Consider the following 16,496-nt stretch of genomic DNA (forward strand, 5'->3'; position numbering starts at 1 on the left):
AGGGTTGCTGTTTTGCTTTTCCCCCGAAGCGGATGCGCATTTTAGGGAAATGAGCGCTCACGTCAACACTTATTTCGAAAAAAACCTTATTTTTCGATCGTTTGCACAAACAACACACAAAACGTTCATTAAAACCACGAATTCACCTCACTTTTAACCATCTATAAGGTTAGTTAAGTGGTATCCGCTGTGTTGTACTATAAATTAAATAACTCGTAGCTATCAAAAAAACGCCCTTATCAGGAGCACTCTATGAAGGTTTCGGAATTTAAGACCGCAGGAAAACTCATTACTGGACTAGGTGCTATTAAAGCCCTTACTGATGAAATGAAGCGTTTAGGCATAAATAACTGTGCTGTGATAACTGATAAAGGCGTATCTTCTTCGGGGCTTCTCGACCAAATACTCACGCTTATTCCTTCTAAACCTTTACTTATTGTTGATGACATACCTCCTGAGCCTGAAGTAGATGTTATAGAAAGAAAGTTGTGCTTGCTTCGGGAAAAACAGATAGACGGAATAATCGCGCTGGGCGGAGGTAGTGCTATTGATAGCGCTAAAGTACTTGCCTCTACATATGACTATACCGGCCCCCTTGTAGATCTCTTCGGTGAAAATACACTTACACAAAGAAATCTCCCTCTTATTGTTATCCCCACTACCGCAGGTACAGGTTCCGAAGTTACCAACATTGCTATTTTGTCTGATCCTAAAGCACAAATGAAGAAAGGCATTGTTAGTCACTGCTTATTACCCGATGTAGCAATTGTTGCACCTGAGATGACAAAAACGTGCCCTCCCTCAATTACAGCAGCGAGCGGTATAGATGCATTTGTTCACGCGCTTGAAGCCTATATAAGTGTTAATGCCAGCCCCATTACCGACGCGCTTGCAGAGAAGGCGCTTAAGCTTATATTTAATTCATTATTACACGCTTATAATAATGGAGAGAACTTATCAGCTCGTGAAGATATGGCCACCGGCAGTTTAATGGCAGGTCTTGCATTTGGAAATGCCGGCGTGGGCGCAGTACATGCACTGGCTTATCCCTTAGGAGGGCGCTTTCATTTATCACACGGCATGAGTAACGCGGTAATGCTTCCTCACGTTTTGAAAGTTAATGCGCCTTTCTGCCAAGACAAACTTTATTGCGTAGCTAAGCTACTGAAGGTATGTGAGCGCCACCATTCAAAGGAAGAAGCAGTTAAACTGCTATTAGGTGCTATAGAAAAGCTGTGTAGGGATGTAGACATACCCGCTTCACTCACCCATTTTAATATTTCGCCAACTTGTGTAGGGGAACTAGCAGAAGAAGCGAGTAAAGTAACTCGCCTCCTTCGCAATAATCCCAAGCAATTAAGTATTAAAGAGATTGAAGATATATACCGACTCGCGTTTTAAAGCGGTCTTACCCACATATTTTTAAAGCTCACTAAGTTACCGTGATCTTGTAATTGAAGCGGCGCGCATCCGTGAGCTTTATATTCTGGTGCACCTATCCATTCTGTGGTTCCTTGGATCTCGGTATGGTTTTGAACTACTACGCCATTGTGCATAACAGTAACATAGCCCTTGGTTGCTAACTCTTCACCTTTAAAGGTAGGGGCTTTATAGATAATGTCATAGGTTTGCCACTCGCCAGGGGCCTTCATAGCATTAACTAAAGGGATTGTTTGCTTATATACACTTGCCGCCTGACCATTGGGATAGGTCTTATTCTGATATGAGTCTAATACTTGAATTTCGTACCTTTGCTGAAGGAAGATACCACTGTTATTGCGCTGCTGTCCTTCCATACCCGCCTCTGGTTGCGGTACTTTCCACTCTACGTGCAGCTGTACGTCACAAAATGCTTCGTTCGTTTTAATATCACCCGTGCCCGGTTTTACGGTAAGTACACCATCTTGAAGCGTCCACTTAGCCTCACCTTCTTTTACCGAACTCCAATTTGATAAGTCATTGCCAATTAAAGAGATGGCATCAGAGGGCACGCCAATCTCACTAAAAAAAATAACTTCCGGAACCGGCTCCCAAACTTCTGTTTTGGCTGCCTGCTGTTCACGAGATAGACGTGACTCGCTTTTCTCTGAATTTGCTTCTGTTGCAGCGCACGCGGTAAGTGGCATGAGTAGCGCCACTGTAGAGGCGAGAAGAGTCTTATTCATTGTGTAAGTACCTTTTATAATCTGTTTCATCACTATGTAGCGATTGGCTTTCTTGTTTTTGCTTTATTCACTAAGCTTTTGTATCAGGCTTATGTATACCAGGCTTACGTGGCCCAAGCTTTGTCGCCCTTCTTGTAAGGAAATGCACCATCGTAACGCCCAGGAATAGCGACATATCTAAGTACTTTGGTTGCGCCAACTTGAGATGTGAAAAAGCAATAAAGTGTCAGCTGCTTTAATAAGGTGAAGTAGTGAGGCGTTGGCTCATCGGTACCAGGTTCCCATTGACTTGGCTTTCCTGTTTCAACGCCTTGATAAACGCCGTTAGCAAGGTTTGCCGCTTTTGCTTCCACATCCAAATCGTTGAAGAAGGTTTCGCGCTCTTGCTTGGTAAGCTGGATAAATGACTTATTGAAGCGACTTTCACTTAATGAAGATATTTTCTTTATGCCATCGACAAACGTCTTTTGAAGTAAGGGTGTGTAGCAATCTGTTACCAGCACAGCCATTGTTGCACCAACGTTTGCAGCTTTTGCTCCAGGCGTATCTGTTTGGGGGATGATCACCTCCCCCATCTCATTGAGTAGAGCCACGTCTTTTTCATTAAATAATGTGTCGCTTAGCGGTACCGAAGGAATATCTTTGTATGCAAACGCATTCCCCGCAAATAACGCCGTACCCGTGGCTGTCGCGATAAGTTTAAGTAGTTCTCTGCGTTCCATTAAAGGTTTCCTCGCTTTAACTCTTCCACGGCAAACTCAGCAGCTCTAGCCGTTAGCGCCATATAGGTTAGCGACGGGTTAACACAGCTGCCTGATGTCATTGCTGCACCGTCTGTAACAAATACGTTAGGTGCGTCCCATACTTGGTTATGCGCATTTAACACGGAGGTTTTTGGATCTCTGCCCATACGCGCCGTACCCATTTCGTGAATACCCATGCCAGGAGCATAGTCGGCATCCCATCCTTGAACATTCTTAAGTCCAGCCGCTTCGAACATATCAACGGCGTCCTGCTGCATATCTTTACGCATCTTGAGTTCGTTTTCTTTGATCTCAACGTCCATGGCAAGTACTGGCAAGCCCCACTTATCGGTGACTTTTTTGTTCAGGTACACTTTGTTTTCATGGTACGGAAGAATTTCACCGAAAGCTGTCATGCCGATGGTCCAAGGACCCGGCTCGGTAATCGCATCTTTGAGCCCTGCACCTATACCAAGCTCGGCAATGTCTTTGCGCCAGCCCGAACGGCTTGCGCTTCCTTGGTAGCCGAACCCACGTAGATAGTCACGCTTATCACTACCCCAATTTCTAAACCTTGGCACATAGAAGCCACTTGGTCTGCGACCGTAGGTGTATTTGTCGTCAAAACCTTCAACCTCAGCAGAAGCACCTACTCTAAAGTGATGATCCATAACGTTGTGGCCCAGCTCACCGCTGCTGCTCCCCAATCCACCATCCCACACATCCGTGGCTGAATTCATTAGTACCCAAGCCGAGTTAAGTGCTGACGCATTAACGAAAACGATTTTACTTTTGAATACATAGGTCTTGTTAGTTTCTGCATCGATAATTTCTACGCCCGTCGCGCGCTTTTTGTCTTTGTCGAACAAGATCTCTTTCACTATCGAGAAAGGTCGAAGTGTTAAGTTATCTGTTTTAACAGCAGCCGGAAGCGTAGACGCTTGCGTACTAAAGTAGCCACCAAACGGACAACCCAACCAGCACTTATTGCGGTACTGGCAATGAACACGCCCTTCTTCAGGTTTACTTTGTGTCATGTTTGAAGTGCGGCCATGCACCATGTGGCGCGCGCCTTCATAGGTTTTTTTAACGCGGGCTGCAACACTTTCCTCTACAATATTCATTGGCATCGGCGGCTGATAAATGCCATCTGGCAACACATCTAAACCATCTCGGTTACCACTGATACCTGCGAATTTCTCTACATAGTCATACCAGGGTGCCAAGTCTTCGTAGCGAATAGGCCAATCAACCGCTATACCTTCTTTAGCATTGGCTTCAAAATCTTCTTTATTCAAACGGTAGCTTTGGCGCCCCCATAACAGTGAGCGCCCGCCTACATGGTAGCCTCTGTACCAGTCAAAGCGCTTATCCTCTGTGTAAGGATTTGCTTTTTCGTTTGCCCACATACCGTAGGTTTTTTCATTTAAGGGGTAGTCGCGCTTGAGTACGGGATAATCTACTTTCATCGCCTGTGTAGGTAAGTCTCGATGTGGATAATCCCAATCCTCTTTATGGGCATTTTTGTAGTCTTTTATATGTTCAATATTTTGACCACGCTCGAGCATAAGCACTTTTAAGCCTTTCTCTGTAAGCTCTTTAGCTGCCCAACCGCCACTGATACCAGATCCAATGACTATTGCATCGTATTCGTTACTCGCCATAACACGTCCTTAAAACTTCATTCGTCGCTGTGCCTGTTCGCACGTTATACATCGCAGATTTGAATCGCTTGGTGTAGCGACGCGATTCTGCTGGCTTTGCTTTTCGGTGTGGGTATAAACTCTTGTGCTAGATAGCCTTTGAATCCGGTCTGAACAATGGCTTTAGCAATGGCTTCATAGTTGAGTTCTTGTGAAGCATCTATTTCGTGACGTCCAGGAACGCCGGCCGTGTGATAATGACCGAAGTACTGATGGTTCTCGCGAATAGTTCGAATGATATCTCCCTCATTAATTTGCATGTGATAGATATCGTAAAGTAGTGAGAAGTGTTTGGAGCCAAGGCGTTTGCAAAGCTCTATGCCCCACGCTGAGTTGTCGGCCATGTAATCAGGGTGATCGACTTTGCTGTTGAATAGCTCCATGAAGATCACTACGTTGCGTTTTTTAGCGTAAGGTAGAATTCGCTGTAATCCTTTGACGGCGTTTTCAAGCCCGTCTTTTGGCGACATGCCTCTGGCATTACCGCTAAAACAAATAAGGTTGGTGTAACCTGCATTGGCGACTAAATCGATGTGCTTTAAATAGCGCGCTTCTAATTCATCGTGTAATTCGCTGTGAATGAAGCCGTCTTCAAGGCTTATCTCGGCACCATTACACATAGAAGAGTCGATGCCATATTGCTTTAGCACGGGCCAATCTTCAGGGCCAACTAGGTCAATCGCACTAAAGCCCAGCTCTTTTACGGTTTGGCACAACTCTTCAATGCTTAAATCACCGTATGTCCATCGACTTACCGAGTGATTCACATTGCCTTTAAGCGGTGTATTCATGGCATTACTACCTTTACCTGCTGTGGTTGACTCGGCTGCTGCTAAACCAGAGGCGGTTAGCCCTACTCCAGCTATTCCTACCCCAGTCATTGCCATGCTTTGAAGTAATTTTCTGCGGGCATTGTTATGCATCGGCACTTACCTTCTCCTTTCTAAATAGAACGGCAAAGAGCACTAACACCACCGCGGCAAACGCTGCTGGGAATAACCAAACCTGCTGCCAACTATGCGCACCTGTTTCCATCGTGTAGGTATCGGTAATTGCGCCTGCTACGGCAAAACCCACCAACATACCTACGCCGTACGTGGCCAAGGTAATTAGCCCTTGCGCGGCACTTTTTACATGTTCTCCCGCCTTTGCATTGGTATAGATTTGCCCTGATACAAAAAAGAAGTCGTAACAAATACCGTGCAGTGCAATACCGATAATAAGCATGAACAAACTTTCGTCAGCGTTTCCAAATGCGAACAGCGCATAGCGAATTACCCATGCAGCCATACCAATCACTAAGGTGGCTTTAATGCCGAAGCGATTTAAAAATACTGGCAGAGCCAACATAAACAGTACTTCAGATACTTGGCCCAATGTCATTTTTCCCGTGGCGTTTTCAACGCCTATTTCGGTAAGAAAAGGGTTAGCATTCTGGTAGTAAAAGGCCAGCGGAATACAAATGAGTACCGAAGATAAAAAGAACACAAAGAAGTTCTTATCTTTGAGCAATGCCAACGCATCTAAGCCTAGAATATCCCGTATGGTTACGGCTTTGCCGCTAGATTGAGGAGGCGTGTTAGGTAGCGTAAAACTGAACACACCTAAAATTAAGGAGGCAATGCTACATAATAAGAAGGTGTTTTTGAGCATACCATCGGCAATAGATTGGGCAGAATCCCATGAGAATACATAGCTAATCATAAGACCAGCCACAATCCAGCCGATAGTGCCCCACACACGAACTTTTCCGAACTCTTTCGACGGGTCGACCATTTGCCCAAATGACACCGAGTTGACCAGTGCCAGCGTAGGCATATACGCAATCATGTATGCCAACACATAAGGGTAGAAGCTGGCAAAATCATTCGCTTGGTACATACAATACATAAGTACAGCGCCAATGAGGTGTAAGAAACCAAGGATCTTTTCTGCATTAAAGAATCGGTCGGCAACAAGCCCCACAATGAAGGGGGCAATAATAGCGCCCCAACTCTGGGTTGAGAAAGCCATACCGATTTGCCCGCCATTAGCAGCCAAGGTATTCGACAAATACGTACCTAATGTTACAAACCAGCCTCCCCAAATGAAGAACTGAAGGAACATCATCAAACTCAGGCGTAGGGTTATCATAGTTATTGCTATCCTGTTGATGGCGCTTAGCGCTCAAGCCCTAAAATACGATTATTCTTCGCTTCACTCACGGCACCACCAGCAAAGTCGTCAAACGCATATTTGCTTGGCTCGATAATGTGTGAAGCGATAAACGGTGCGCCTTCTGCAGCGCCTTGTGCACTGTCTTTTAAGCAGCATTCCCACTCAAGTACTGCCCAGCCGGTGAAGCCGTACTGGGTAAGCTTGCTAAAAATTCCTTTGAAATCGACCTGCCCATCGCCAAGAGAGCGAAAACGGCCAGCCCGTTCTTGCCAGTCTTGATAGCCGCCGTACACACCGTTTCTACCGTTCGGATTGAACTCGGCATCTTTGACGTGAAACATTTTGATTCGGCTGTGGTAGCGGTCAATAAAGTCAAGGTAGTCAAGCTGCTGTAAAACAAAGTGACTTGGATCGAAAAGAATATTTGCTCGTGGGTGGTTATCTACAGCTTTTAAAAACTGTTCGAACGAAGCGCCATCATGCAGGTCTTCCCCAGGGTGAATTTCGTAGCATACGTCAACACCCGCATCGTCGAATGCATCGAGAATGGGCTTCCAACGCTTAGCGAGTTCAGCAAAGCCTTGCTCAACCAAACCAGCTGGACGCTGAGGCCATGGATAAACTAAGTGCCACATTAATGCACCTGAAAAGGTAGCGTGAGCTTTCAATCCCAAACGTTTACTAGCAATAGCCGCACATTTCAGCTGGTTGATTGCCCACTCGGTTCGCTCTTGTGGCTTACCATGCAGATGCTTTGGCGCAAAGTTGTCGAATAATTCGTCGTAAGCGGGGTGAACAGCAACTAACTGACCTTGTAAGTGCGTAGAAAGCTCAGTTATTTCCACGCCTGCGTCTTTACAGATTTTCGCGATATTGTCGCAGTACTCTTGGCTTTCAGCCGCTTTTTCTAAATCAAAAAGACTAGGGTCGGTAGGAACTTGTATTCCCTTATAGCCAAGCGACGCTGCCCACTTCGCCATATTTTCAAGCGTATCGAAAGGCGCCTCTTTTCCCATAAACTGAGCAAGGAAGATTGCGGGCCCTTTTATAGGTTGTTGGTTAGTAGCCATAAGCGCTCACCTTTTTCGTATTAAGTTGTAGTCGCATTACTGCACTCCTTCCTGACTAACCGACTCCCATTTAGTGTCACTGTCAGTACTAGCTAGCATGGCGTCGATAAATACCATTCCGCGTAAGCCAGCATTTATTCCGGGAACGCCTTCGGCTTTGCCTTTTTGATTAGCGCGCACTGCTTTGGCAAAGTCGGTATACAAATTTGCCATGGCTTCTAAGTAACCCTCTGGATGACCAGCTGGAACACGACAACGTGCAGATGCCTCATCACATAGCCCAACTTGACCTTGGCCCGCTCTAAACACTTGATAAGGTGCATCGATGGGACGATAGGTAACAGAGTTAGGCTCCATTTGACGCCACTGTAAACCGCCTTTGTCACCATATACACGGATCTTCAATGCGTTTTCCTCACCGGCACATACCTGTGAAGCAATCAACACACCCGACGCGCCCTTTCTAGTTTTAATAAGCGCAGCGCCGTCATCATCTAATCGACGCCCTTCAACATGCGTGTTCAACTCGCCACATAGCGAGGTAACACTGTCGTTTAATACAAACTCAACCAGACCAAAGGCATGAGTACCTATGTCGCCCATTGCGCCTGTTGCCCCAGAAATTGCTGGGTCGGTGCGCCACTGCGCTTGTTTATTGTGCGTTTCTTCTTCGCCAGACAACCAGCCTTGAGGGTACTCAACATATACTTTTCTAATGTTGCCCAGCATTTTACTTTCAATAAGGTGACGTGCTTGCCATACCATTGGATAGCCAAGGTAGGTATGAGCCAAGCCATATAGCGATTCATTTGCGTGAATAACATCTTGCAGCTCTTTTACTTCAGCAAAGCTAACGCCTGCTGGTTTTTCACAGAACACATGGAAGCCCGCTTTAATAGCGGCAATTGAAATGGGCACATGAAGATGATTAGGTGTGACGATTACCACCACCTGCATGCGCTCTTGCTCAGGTAAGTTAGCTTCTTCGTCAAGCATTGCCTGCCAACTACTGTATGCGCGAGTTAACGGCACGTTTAACGATGTGGCAGTGCGTGAGTTATTGTCTTCATTGCGACTAAATGCCCCACACACTAACTGGTAGTTCCCGTCTAACCCTGCGGCATGGCGATGTACGGCACCGATAAATGCGCCTTCCCCGCCGCCGATCATTCCCATTCGTATTGGTTGCATCGAAATTCCTCATTGTGCAATTGCACTATTGGTGTCGCTAATGCGACAAAATGTAACCCGTTACATTTTATTGGTCAACACAAAAAACAGCATTTTATTAATCTAAAGTTTACATTTTGGGCATGAACTCAGTTTCTAACTTGCTTTAATGGCTATTTAAATAGCTAAGCTTGAAACGCAAATAGCCTCTAATTTACAATTAATCTACAAATAACCTTTGACGTTCTCGCTAAAGTACGTATTCTTTTACCTGAAATGAAAACGGTTACATTTTAAATTCAAGTAAATTTGAATTCGCAACCATCGTATAACGCCTACCGTTAGCTGGTTGGGTTTACAATGCATACATGAACTAACAAACAATAAAAATATCAATGGCAAATATTAGAGATGTAGCAGATAGTGCCGGCGTTTCGGTTGCTACCGTATCAAGAACACTACAACAACCTGAGCGTGTTTCTCCTAAAACACGCAACAAGGTGATGGCTGCGGTTCAGGCTGTGGGATACAAACCTAATTTAATGGCGGTTAAGTTTCGCTCGGGTAAAAGCCACAATTTGGTGGTGCTTGTGCCCACGGTAGCGAACGTATTTTTTGCCCGTGTTATTAGCGGTATGCAGGAAGCCGCCGCAGAACTAGGTTATTCCATTTTACTTGCCAACACCCTTGGTAATAGTGAAATAGAAAGTCATTACGCCAAAATGGTCAGCACTTCACAGGCTGATGGACTTATACAATTGCGTGCACACAATCCTTTTGATGCCTCTATGGTTAACGACAACGGTCTGCTTCCCATGGTCAATGCCTGTGAAGTAATTGACGATGGTCAATACCCTGTTGTGTCGTTAGACAATCGTGCTGCAGCCAAGGCAATGACCGAACACTTAATATCGTTAGGGCATTCCCGCATCGCCATGATCAAAGGGCCAAACTCAAGCCCGCTAACCCAAGACCGGTTAGCTGGCTACCAAGACGCACTAACGCAAGCTGGTATTTCCTTTGAGGAAAACTTGCTGTTTCCAGGCGACTTTACGTTGCAGGCCGGCTACAACGCCGGTGAAACTATCGCCTGTTTGAAAGACAGACCCACCGCTGTTTTTTGTGAAAACGACGAAACCGCTATTGGTGCCATGCAAGCCTTCAAGCAAGCTAACTTGCATGTTCCAAACGATATTTCTATGGCAGGTTTTGACGACATTGCATTCTCAGCGTTTGTTGACCCGCCACTAACTACCATTGCACAACCCGCAGAAGAGTTTGGTAGAACAGCGGTTACGCTTTTAGTGGACTTACTTAACGGAAAAATTCGCAAGGCTCCCAAAGTTATCATGCCGTTTGAACTTATTGTGCGCGAGAGTACGGGCAAAGCTTTGGGTTAATTGATGATAGCCATGCTTCATCACCTATGTACCACTACAGAAAAGGAGCAAGCAGTGAATTTAAGTAAAGCAAACTTAAGCAAGACAGTAATTTTAGACGCGGCCAGCGACATTGGCTCTGGCGTTTCTAGACGACAGTTCATTAAATACTCGTCTGGTTTATTGGCGGCTATGAGTGCTCCGGCTGTTTTGGCACATACTAGTTCGGCTAAGGGGCATGGCGGTGATAAAGGAGCAATGATGAAGGGCATGCATAATAGCGCGGTTGGCCTGCAGCTTTATACCTTAAGAGATATTATGAAGGTAAGTGTACCAGCTACGCTTAAACTGGTCGCTGACGTAGGCTACACAGAAATGGAATTTGCAGGCTACTTTGACCATAGCGCAAAAGAGATTAAGCAACTGCTTGATGAAAACGGCCTTACTGCGCCATCGGCTCATATTCAGTTAGATGCGTTCGATACTAACCTTTCACAAATTTTAGATGACGCTCACACCGTTGGCCACAAATACTTAGTGGTGCCTTGGCTTAGCGAAGCCCAGCGCGGTACGGGTATAGCGCCTTACCAAGCCCTAGCCGATAAGCTAAATACCATTGGTGAAGCCTGTAGGAAAGAAGGCATTACCCTTGCCTACCACAACCACGATTTCGAATTTGAAATACGCGACGGCAAAACGCCGTTAGACGTACTAATTACCCAAACCGATCCAGACATTGTTACCATGGAACTTGATTTATACTGGGCGGTAAAAGCAGGTAAAAACCCGGTTGATTATTTCAAGCAGTACCCAGGTCGATTTAAGCTTTGGCATGTGAAAGATTTGGCTGAAGACGGCAGCTTTGCTGACGTGGGCACAGGCACTATTAACTTTAAAGATATATTTGCGCACGGTAAGTTAGCTGGCATTGAACATAAATTTGTAGAGCGCGACCAAACCACCGACCGCATAGCCACTATTGAACAGGGATTTAAAGCAGTAAGCGCATTAAATAAAGGCGTTAGCTAACGCTTTTTACCTTGCCGTGGTTATAATGGGCACATAGCAAAGCATCATAATAGTAGTAATTTTATGAGTGAACTTTTCAGTGCCCTTTCTCGCGCATTAAGCCCCTATTACACCGAAATGAGCATTATGCTTATGGCCACAATTTTGGTGGTGTATGGCGACCTGATTAACGGCCATGTAAAACGCATACTGGCACCTTATCACTTTATTATTCGCGTTAGTTTGTTTGTAGTGCTGTGTGCCTTTGGCTATGGTGCACTAACCTTGTACGGCGGCCCCTTTTTGAAACACACCCTAGCCTACTTGCCTTGGCAGTACCAAGGAGCAGGCTATGTGGCATCATTTCTGTTGATTGGCTTTTTGGCTGAAAGGCGTAGGTATGTTTGATAAGCCTTATTGCCGTGCATCGAAAGACTAAGCGACTGTTTTACTATATTGCTCTATGTACTTTTTAGGTGGTAGATGCATGACCTTTTTAAACGAGGTAGAAAAGTACGCAGCTGTTCCAAAACCCACGTCTAGACATGTATCTAAAATGCTATTTCCTTTTAGCAGCAGTGGTATAGATTTTTCGATTCTAAAGCGCGACAGAAACTCGCTGAAATTGTAGTCGAACAACTCAGACATCCTTCGATTTAAACTTCTTGGGCTTATCAATAACTGGGAAGCAGCTTGATCTCTATTGAATGCTTCATCTTGATAGTTCTTCTCAAGAACAGCGATGAAGTTTAGATAGAATGCCATATCCTTCTCGTTATCAAATTCTGGAATTATTAAGCACCCGAATTTGAAAACGGGAAGCGCACTTTCATCTTCTTCTTTTTCTTTTGCTTCTCTGACCGACAATAAGTGTTCAACACGCAGTATTATTTCTTCATTTGAGGCTGGCTTTGCTAAGAAGTAATCGACCTTTTCCTCTAGCGCTGCTTTCTCCAGTTCAGCTCCGGTTTCAGCAGTGAGCATTAATATCGGAATGTTTGCGTAGCTAGAGTTTTGGCGAATAACCTTAGTTAAACCAAGCCCATCCATTTCGTGCATCATTTGGTCTGTTATGACTAAGTCTACTAGGTAATGTTGCATGACGTCTAAAGCTTGCACGCCATTTCGCGCAACCAAACAGCGATACTTATTGGATAACAGGTCGAAAAGATAGGAACGAAATTCTCTATTGTCATCAACAATTAATAGTGATTTCTTATTAGCTAGAGCACTTGTTGGCGACAGATTCTCAGCCTGAGCATTCACAAAAGCAATATCATCGACAGGCAGCGTAACGATTACTTTCGTCCCCACACCTTTTTGACTTTGAAGAGCGATATCTCCTTGATTCAGCTCTACTAAGGTTTGAACAGTTGCTAGACCAACACCTTCGCCTTCTAGTTTTGTATTACCTCTCGTAAATCTCTCAAAAACCTTATTCTGAAGATTGTCTTCAATCCCTTCTCCATCGTCACTTACAGTAACTTTAAGCACTTTGCTATCTTGTACCGCACTCACTTTTATAGTGCCAAGCTCTGGTGTAAATTTGATAGCGTTCTGCACTAAGTTAGCTAAGATTTTTTCTAGGCTACCGCTAATGAGCGACACCTCTTTTTTCATCTTTATCCGAACTTCTAAATTTTGCCTTTTTTGTTTAGCTAAAGGCTCAAGAGATAAAACAATAAAGCGAATATTTTCAGGCGAATATAACTTGTAGTAATCTTCCGCTTTCAAGGCTGTGGGAACATCTTGGCTCATTTGGTCAATTAACTGCTCAACTCTTTTCATGTTGTCTTGAACACAGACTAATTCTTTGCGCGTGCCCTTATCTGCATCAGAAATTTTTTCTAACGAACCGTTAATCACTTGAATAGGCGTTCGAAGTTCAGAGGTGATTTGGTTGATGAAACGCTCTTTACTACGCAGCATTTTTTCGAACTTTGAATGCCCATCTGTAATTTCATAACGAGTTAGATGTGCGTATAAATTGGTGGTTTTGAATCTTTCATAAAGCTTACTTGCTATACCCACCATCCATAAGTAAAAAAGCAATATGACGATAGACGGATATAAAATGAAGCCCCATTTAGAAGCCCAGAAAGGCGGAGCTATATCAAACTTTATAGTCAATCCATTTGAAGTATCTCTATTGTCGCTGCTAATTACATTAAGCGTGTGTGTACCAAAGCCCAAGTCACCTAAAGTTAAACTCATTGATGTTTTGTTATGTGAGAACCAAGCATTATCGTCTAATTTGAACTCAATCCCCTCGCTCTTGCTATAAACATCACTATCGACAAAATTAAAGGTAATCTCTTTGAAATCGCTGTCGAAGTTGAAATTGAGGCTTTCAGGGAAGTGAAGCTCGTTCTGTCCTTTTTTATCATTCCATTTAATGAGCGTTAGAACAGTAGTTTCTACTTCAGTGGATAGATCTTTAAGACTTTGTATTAATTTCTTTTCATCGAGCAAGTAACTGTATTTATCCCCTTTGACTAACACTTTTGTGCGCAGTTCTTCAAAGCTTCTGTACTCAAAGTCTGTATCAAAAAGACCAAACTGCATGTCTACATTAAAAGCTGACTCGCTTGACCGAGGTTTTATGAAAAGCCCCATATTTGAGGCCACCCATAGATTACCGCTCTCAGTAACCATAGCCCCGCGAATAAACCTTAGTTCACTTAGCCCCTGAATAAATGAAGAGTTGACCGAGCCACTCTTCTTATCGATTTCTTTTAAACCTGCACCAGATGTACATAGCAAATAAACGTTTTCAAACTCAATTAAACACTGAAGTCCAAACCAATTCCCTTCGTCCGAGCTAATTGTTCGCCAGTTAAATTTAGACAACTGAAAGTGCACATTATCAAACACATCAAAAGCAGCTAGCTCACCACCACTTAACAAAGCGCCATAAACAATTTTACGAGGAGCTTTGATGGTGTCTTTTATGGCTTCATTCACTAAATAATAGTAGTTGGCGCTAACCCCATCATCGAAGTAAAAATAGAAAGCGTCTTTATTGACTTGAATAAAATGGATGAAATCACTTCTACACAGTTCCAATGGATTTAAACCTGCTAACCGAGCAAAAATTTCTTCTTTGTGTGACGTACAATGGGCGACTTTATTTTTTACTAGAGTTTTCTCAGTTAGCTCCCCACTATTTTCATTTAAAGTAAATAGACCATTTTCAATTCTGACCAATGTTTCCGTTTCGTCGATAGCAGATTTCTGAATATTTTCTCTTAGAGCGTTCCCGTTAAGCGATACTAGGTTTGTCGACAACTTTGTTTTGGGTAAAGAAATTAAGCCCAATTGAGATGAAGCAATAAGCATTGAATCATAAGGACCAACCGCAATTTTGGTTATAGAGCGAATCGCCTCAGATGTAAGCACTGGGTTCATAAAGGGAGGCGTTGAAAGCTTCTCGTTTTCTAAAATTAATAGCCTCCCATCCGAAACCCAAACTTTGTTATCTTCTGTTTTAATTATATCGTTTATATAAGTACCACTAATTCCCTCGGTAGGAATATATCGCTCTTTGTTGCCAAATATGTAAAGTCCCTCTGGACCTCCAATGTATAGCTCTTTATCGATCACCTTGATAAACGTCGCACTAGATAGCAACGGTAATTTGTCTCTTAGTTTATACTCTTCCACATTACCTGCCGTTTCTGAGATTGAGACGTAACCTTTGTCTGAAGCTATATGCACGTTACTTTTTTCAGAGAAAAGAGAGTAAACACCATTTAACTTTAAAGCTGCCAATTGGGAGCTTAACTTGGTTGAATGACTTGATTGTCTATTCACTTGTATAACATCGTCGATGACAGAAAAATAAAAGTTTGTGGAAGTCATTGTCATGGCCCAAACAGAGCGTGACCACTTTCTATCGGCAAATAGCTGCTTTGCTTCTTTGGTTTTCAAATTAATTTCGAAAATACCCACGCCATATTCGACAACCCACAAACTAGCGCCAATCAAGTGAATATCAGAGATGATACCCGTAGCATTACTGGTCGTGTTGAATTTTAAACGCTCGGACTCCTTCCCAATTACTTCGAACACACCATTTTCCGCGGCTACATAAACCACCTTGTTTGATACCTCCATATCGCGGATAACGCCCGAAGGAATCCCGCCGAAGGTGGTCCTCCCTTCTAAATTCACACCTATGGCTTGGCCCGTTTTTGGAAGAAAAATCAAATAGACAAGGAAAATTAGGACATAAGAATGAGTCTTCAGTCGATATCGATGAACTGTCTCAGTAGTCATATCTTACATCCCTGTATAACGTGTAATTTTTAATTGCTCACAAGAGCAGGAAGATTAAAAAAAGGAAGGGACATGAATATCGAACAAAAAACAAACATGCAAGAGTTGACTGAGGAAGACTATACTAAAGTATATGCAGGGACTAACGTCTCATTATTGGATGGAGGTTATTATTTTATTTTACCAATAGGACCGATAAAACCCAAAAAACCAGATGTGGATAGATGACATCTAAACCAACAACCACTGCATCCCAGCATTTTCGGCGGCTTGCTGGTCATAAATAAAGTCGCCTACATACAGGCAGTTTTCAGGTTTAAGCTGCCATGTATTCGCCACCATAAATAATGCGGTTGGATCGGGCTTGGCTGGGGCATCTTCGCGGGTTAGCACGTAATCGATGGGTATACCGTTATTAGCTACTTTAATAGCGGTAGCTTGGCGGCAGTTGCGAGTAACTATTGCCATGGGTAAGTTGTGGGCCTGCACTTTCTCTACCATGGCTTTGCCTATGGCTAGCCATTTTGCATTCTGTGCATCCTCTAGTTCATGCTGCAAAATAGTGCGGTGTGCATTCGCTTTGGTTTCGGCGCAGTTAAGGGCATCAACAAAGGTAAGAATATCTTCGTCTTGTGGGCAACCTATGTCAGCGCGCATTTGCGTGAAATTAAGGCTCGACTCTACCAAGGTGCCGTCTAAATCGAATATTACACCTTTTATGCCGCTTAAGTTCATCTGCTCAATACTCACGGTTTTCTAGCCCTTTCACTTCAGTAATATTCTAGAGACTCGATTAACGCTCACCTAAAATAGTTCAGCGCGG

At 43.8% G+C, this 16,496-nt stretch carries 14 protein-coding genes; 5 read left to right on the forward strand and 9 right to left on the reverse strand.

Going from position 1 to position 16,496, the window contains the following annotated elements:
* Positions 1 to 252 precede the first annotated feature (252 nt).
* Entirely contained in the window at positions 253 to 1,401 is a 1,149-nt protein-coding gene (locus KL866_RS04375) for an iron-containing alcohol dehydrogenase (protein ID WP_214993638.1), read from the forward strand.
* On the opposite strand, the gene KL866_RS04380 is transcribed toward KL866_RS04375, so the two are convergent.
* The 7 genes from KL866_RS04380 to KL866_RS04410 form a co-directional block, all read right to left on the reverse strand.
* A complete protein-coding gene (locus KL866_RS04380) occupies positions 1,398 to 2,165 on the reverse strand; it encodes a DUF1080 domain-containing protein (protein ID WP_214993640.1) in 768 nt (255 codons plus the stop codon). The two genes, KL866_RS04375 and KL866_RS04380, sit on opposite strands and share 4 nt — an antisense overlap.
* A 104-nt stretch (positions 2,166 to 2,269) precedes the next feature.
* On the reverse strand, positions 2,270 to 2,887 hold the full coding sequence (locus KL866_RS04385) for a gluconate 2-dehydrogenase subunit 3 family protein (protein ID WP_214993642.1): 618 nt from the start codon (positions 2,885 to 2,887) through the stop codon (positions 2,270 to 2,272).
* Positions 2,887 to 4,572, reverse strand: a complete 1,686-nt coding sequence (locus KL866_RS04390; protein WP_025256861.1) for a GMC oxidoreductase — start codon at positions 4,570 to 4,572, stop codon at positions 2,887 to 2,889. Before KL866_RS04390 ends, KL866_RS04385 begins: the two co-directional genes overlap by 1 nt.
* Before the next feature lie 44 nt (positions 4,573 to 4,616).
* Complete coding sequence (locus tag KL866_RS04395) at positions 4,617 to 5,534, reverse strand: hydroxypyruvate isomerase family protein (protein WP_025256862.1); 918 nt, start codon at positions 5,532 to 5,534, stop codon at positions 4,617 to 4,619.
* A complete protein-coding gene (locus KL866_RS04400; RefSeq protein ID WP_025256863.1) occupies positions 5,527 to 6,744 on the reverse strand; it encodes a nucleoside permease in 1,218 nt (405 codons plus the stop codon). Before KL866_RS04400 ends, KL866_RS04395 begins: the two co-directional genes overlap by 8 nt.
* 26 nt (positions 6,745 to 6,770) lie before the next feature.
* The gene (locus KL866_RS04405) at positions 6,771 to 7,838 is read right to left on the reverse strand and encodes a sugar phosphate isomerase/epimerase (protein WP_025256864.1); all 1,068 of its coding nucleotides are present in this window, start codon (positions 7,836 to 7,838) and stop codon (positions 6,771 to 6,773) included.
* 36 nt (positions 7,839 to 7,874) lie between these two features.
* Entirely contained in the window at positions 7,875 to 9,029 is a 1,155-nt protein-coding gene (locus tag KL866_RS04410; RefSeq protein WP_025256865.1) for a Gfo/Idh/MocA family protein, read from the reverse strand.
* Positions 9,030 to 9,403: 374 nt separating this feature from the next.
* Here KL866_RS04410 and KL866_RS04415 point away from each other — a divergent pair, with 374 nt between their 5' ends.
* From KL866_RS04415 to KL866_RS04425, 3 genes are all read left to right on the forward strand, one after another.
* The gene (locus KL866_RS04415) at positions 9,404 to 10,408 is read left to right on the forward strand and encodes a LacI family DNA-binding transcriptional regulator (protein WP_025256866.1); all 1,005 of its coding nucleotides are present in this window, start codon (positions 9,404 to 9,406) and stop codon (positions 10,406 to 10,408) included.
* 54 nt (positions 10,409 to 10,462) lie between these two features.
* Complete coding sequence (locus KL866_RS04420) at positions 10,463 to 11,416, forward strand: sugar phosphate isomerase/epimerase (protein WP_025256867.1); 954 nt, start codon at positions 10,463 to 10,465, stop codon at positions 11,414 to 11,416.
* A 63-nt stretch (positions 11,417 to 11,479) separates the two neighbouring features.
* Positions 11,480 to 11,803 (forward strand): DUF3392 family protein, encoded by a 324-nt coding sequence (locus KL866_RS04425; protein WP_025256868.1) that lies wholly within the window; start codon positions 11,480 to 11,482, stop codon positions 11,801 to 11,803.
* A 27-nt stretch (positions 11,804 to 11,830) separates the two neighbouring features.
* On the opposite strand, the gene KL866_RS04430 is transcribed toward KL866_RS04425, so the two are convergent.
* Positions 11,831 to 15,673, reverse strand: coding sequence for an ATP-binding protein (locus KL866_RS04430; protein ID WP_025256869.1), 3,843 nt, complete (start codon positions 15,671 to 15,673; stop codon positions 11,831 to 11,833).
* 72 nt (positions 15,674 to 15,745) lie between these two features.
* Between KL866_RS04430 and KL866_RS04435 the strand changes: the two genes are divergently transcribed.
* A complete protein-coding gene (locus KL866_RS04435; RefSeq protein ID WP_197025465.1) occupies positions 15,746 to 15,901 on the forward strand; it encodes a hypothetical protein in 156 nt (51 codons plus the stop codon).
* A gap of 3 nt (positions 15,902 to 15,904) precedes the next feature.
* Here the strand turns inward: KL866_RS04435 and KL866_RS04440 are convergent, their stop codons facing one another.
* Positions 15,905 to 16,423 carry an HAD family hydrolase gene (locus tag KL866_RS04440; protein WP_025256870.1) on the reverse strand — a complete coding sequence of 173 codons (519 nt, stop codon included), beginning with the start codon at positions 16,421 to 16,423 and terminating at the stop codon, positions 15,905 to 15,907.
* Positions 16,424 to 16,496: the final 73 nt, after the last annotated feature.

The organism is Alteromonas sp. ALT199 (genome assembly GCF_018619335.1).
In the GTDB taxonomy this organism is placed as follows: Bacteria; Pseudomonadota; Gammaproteobacteria; order Enterobacterales; family Alteromonadaceae; genus Alteromonas.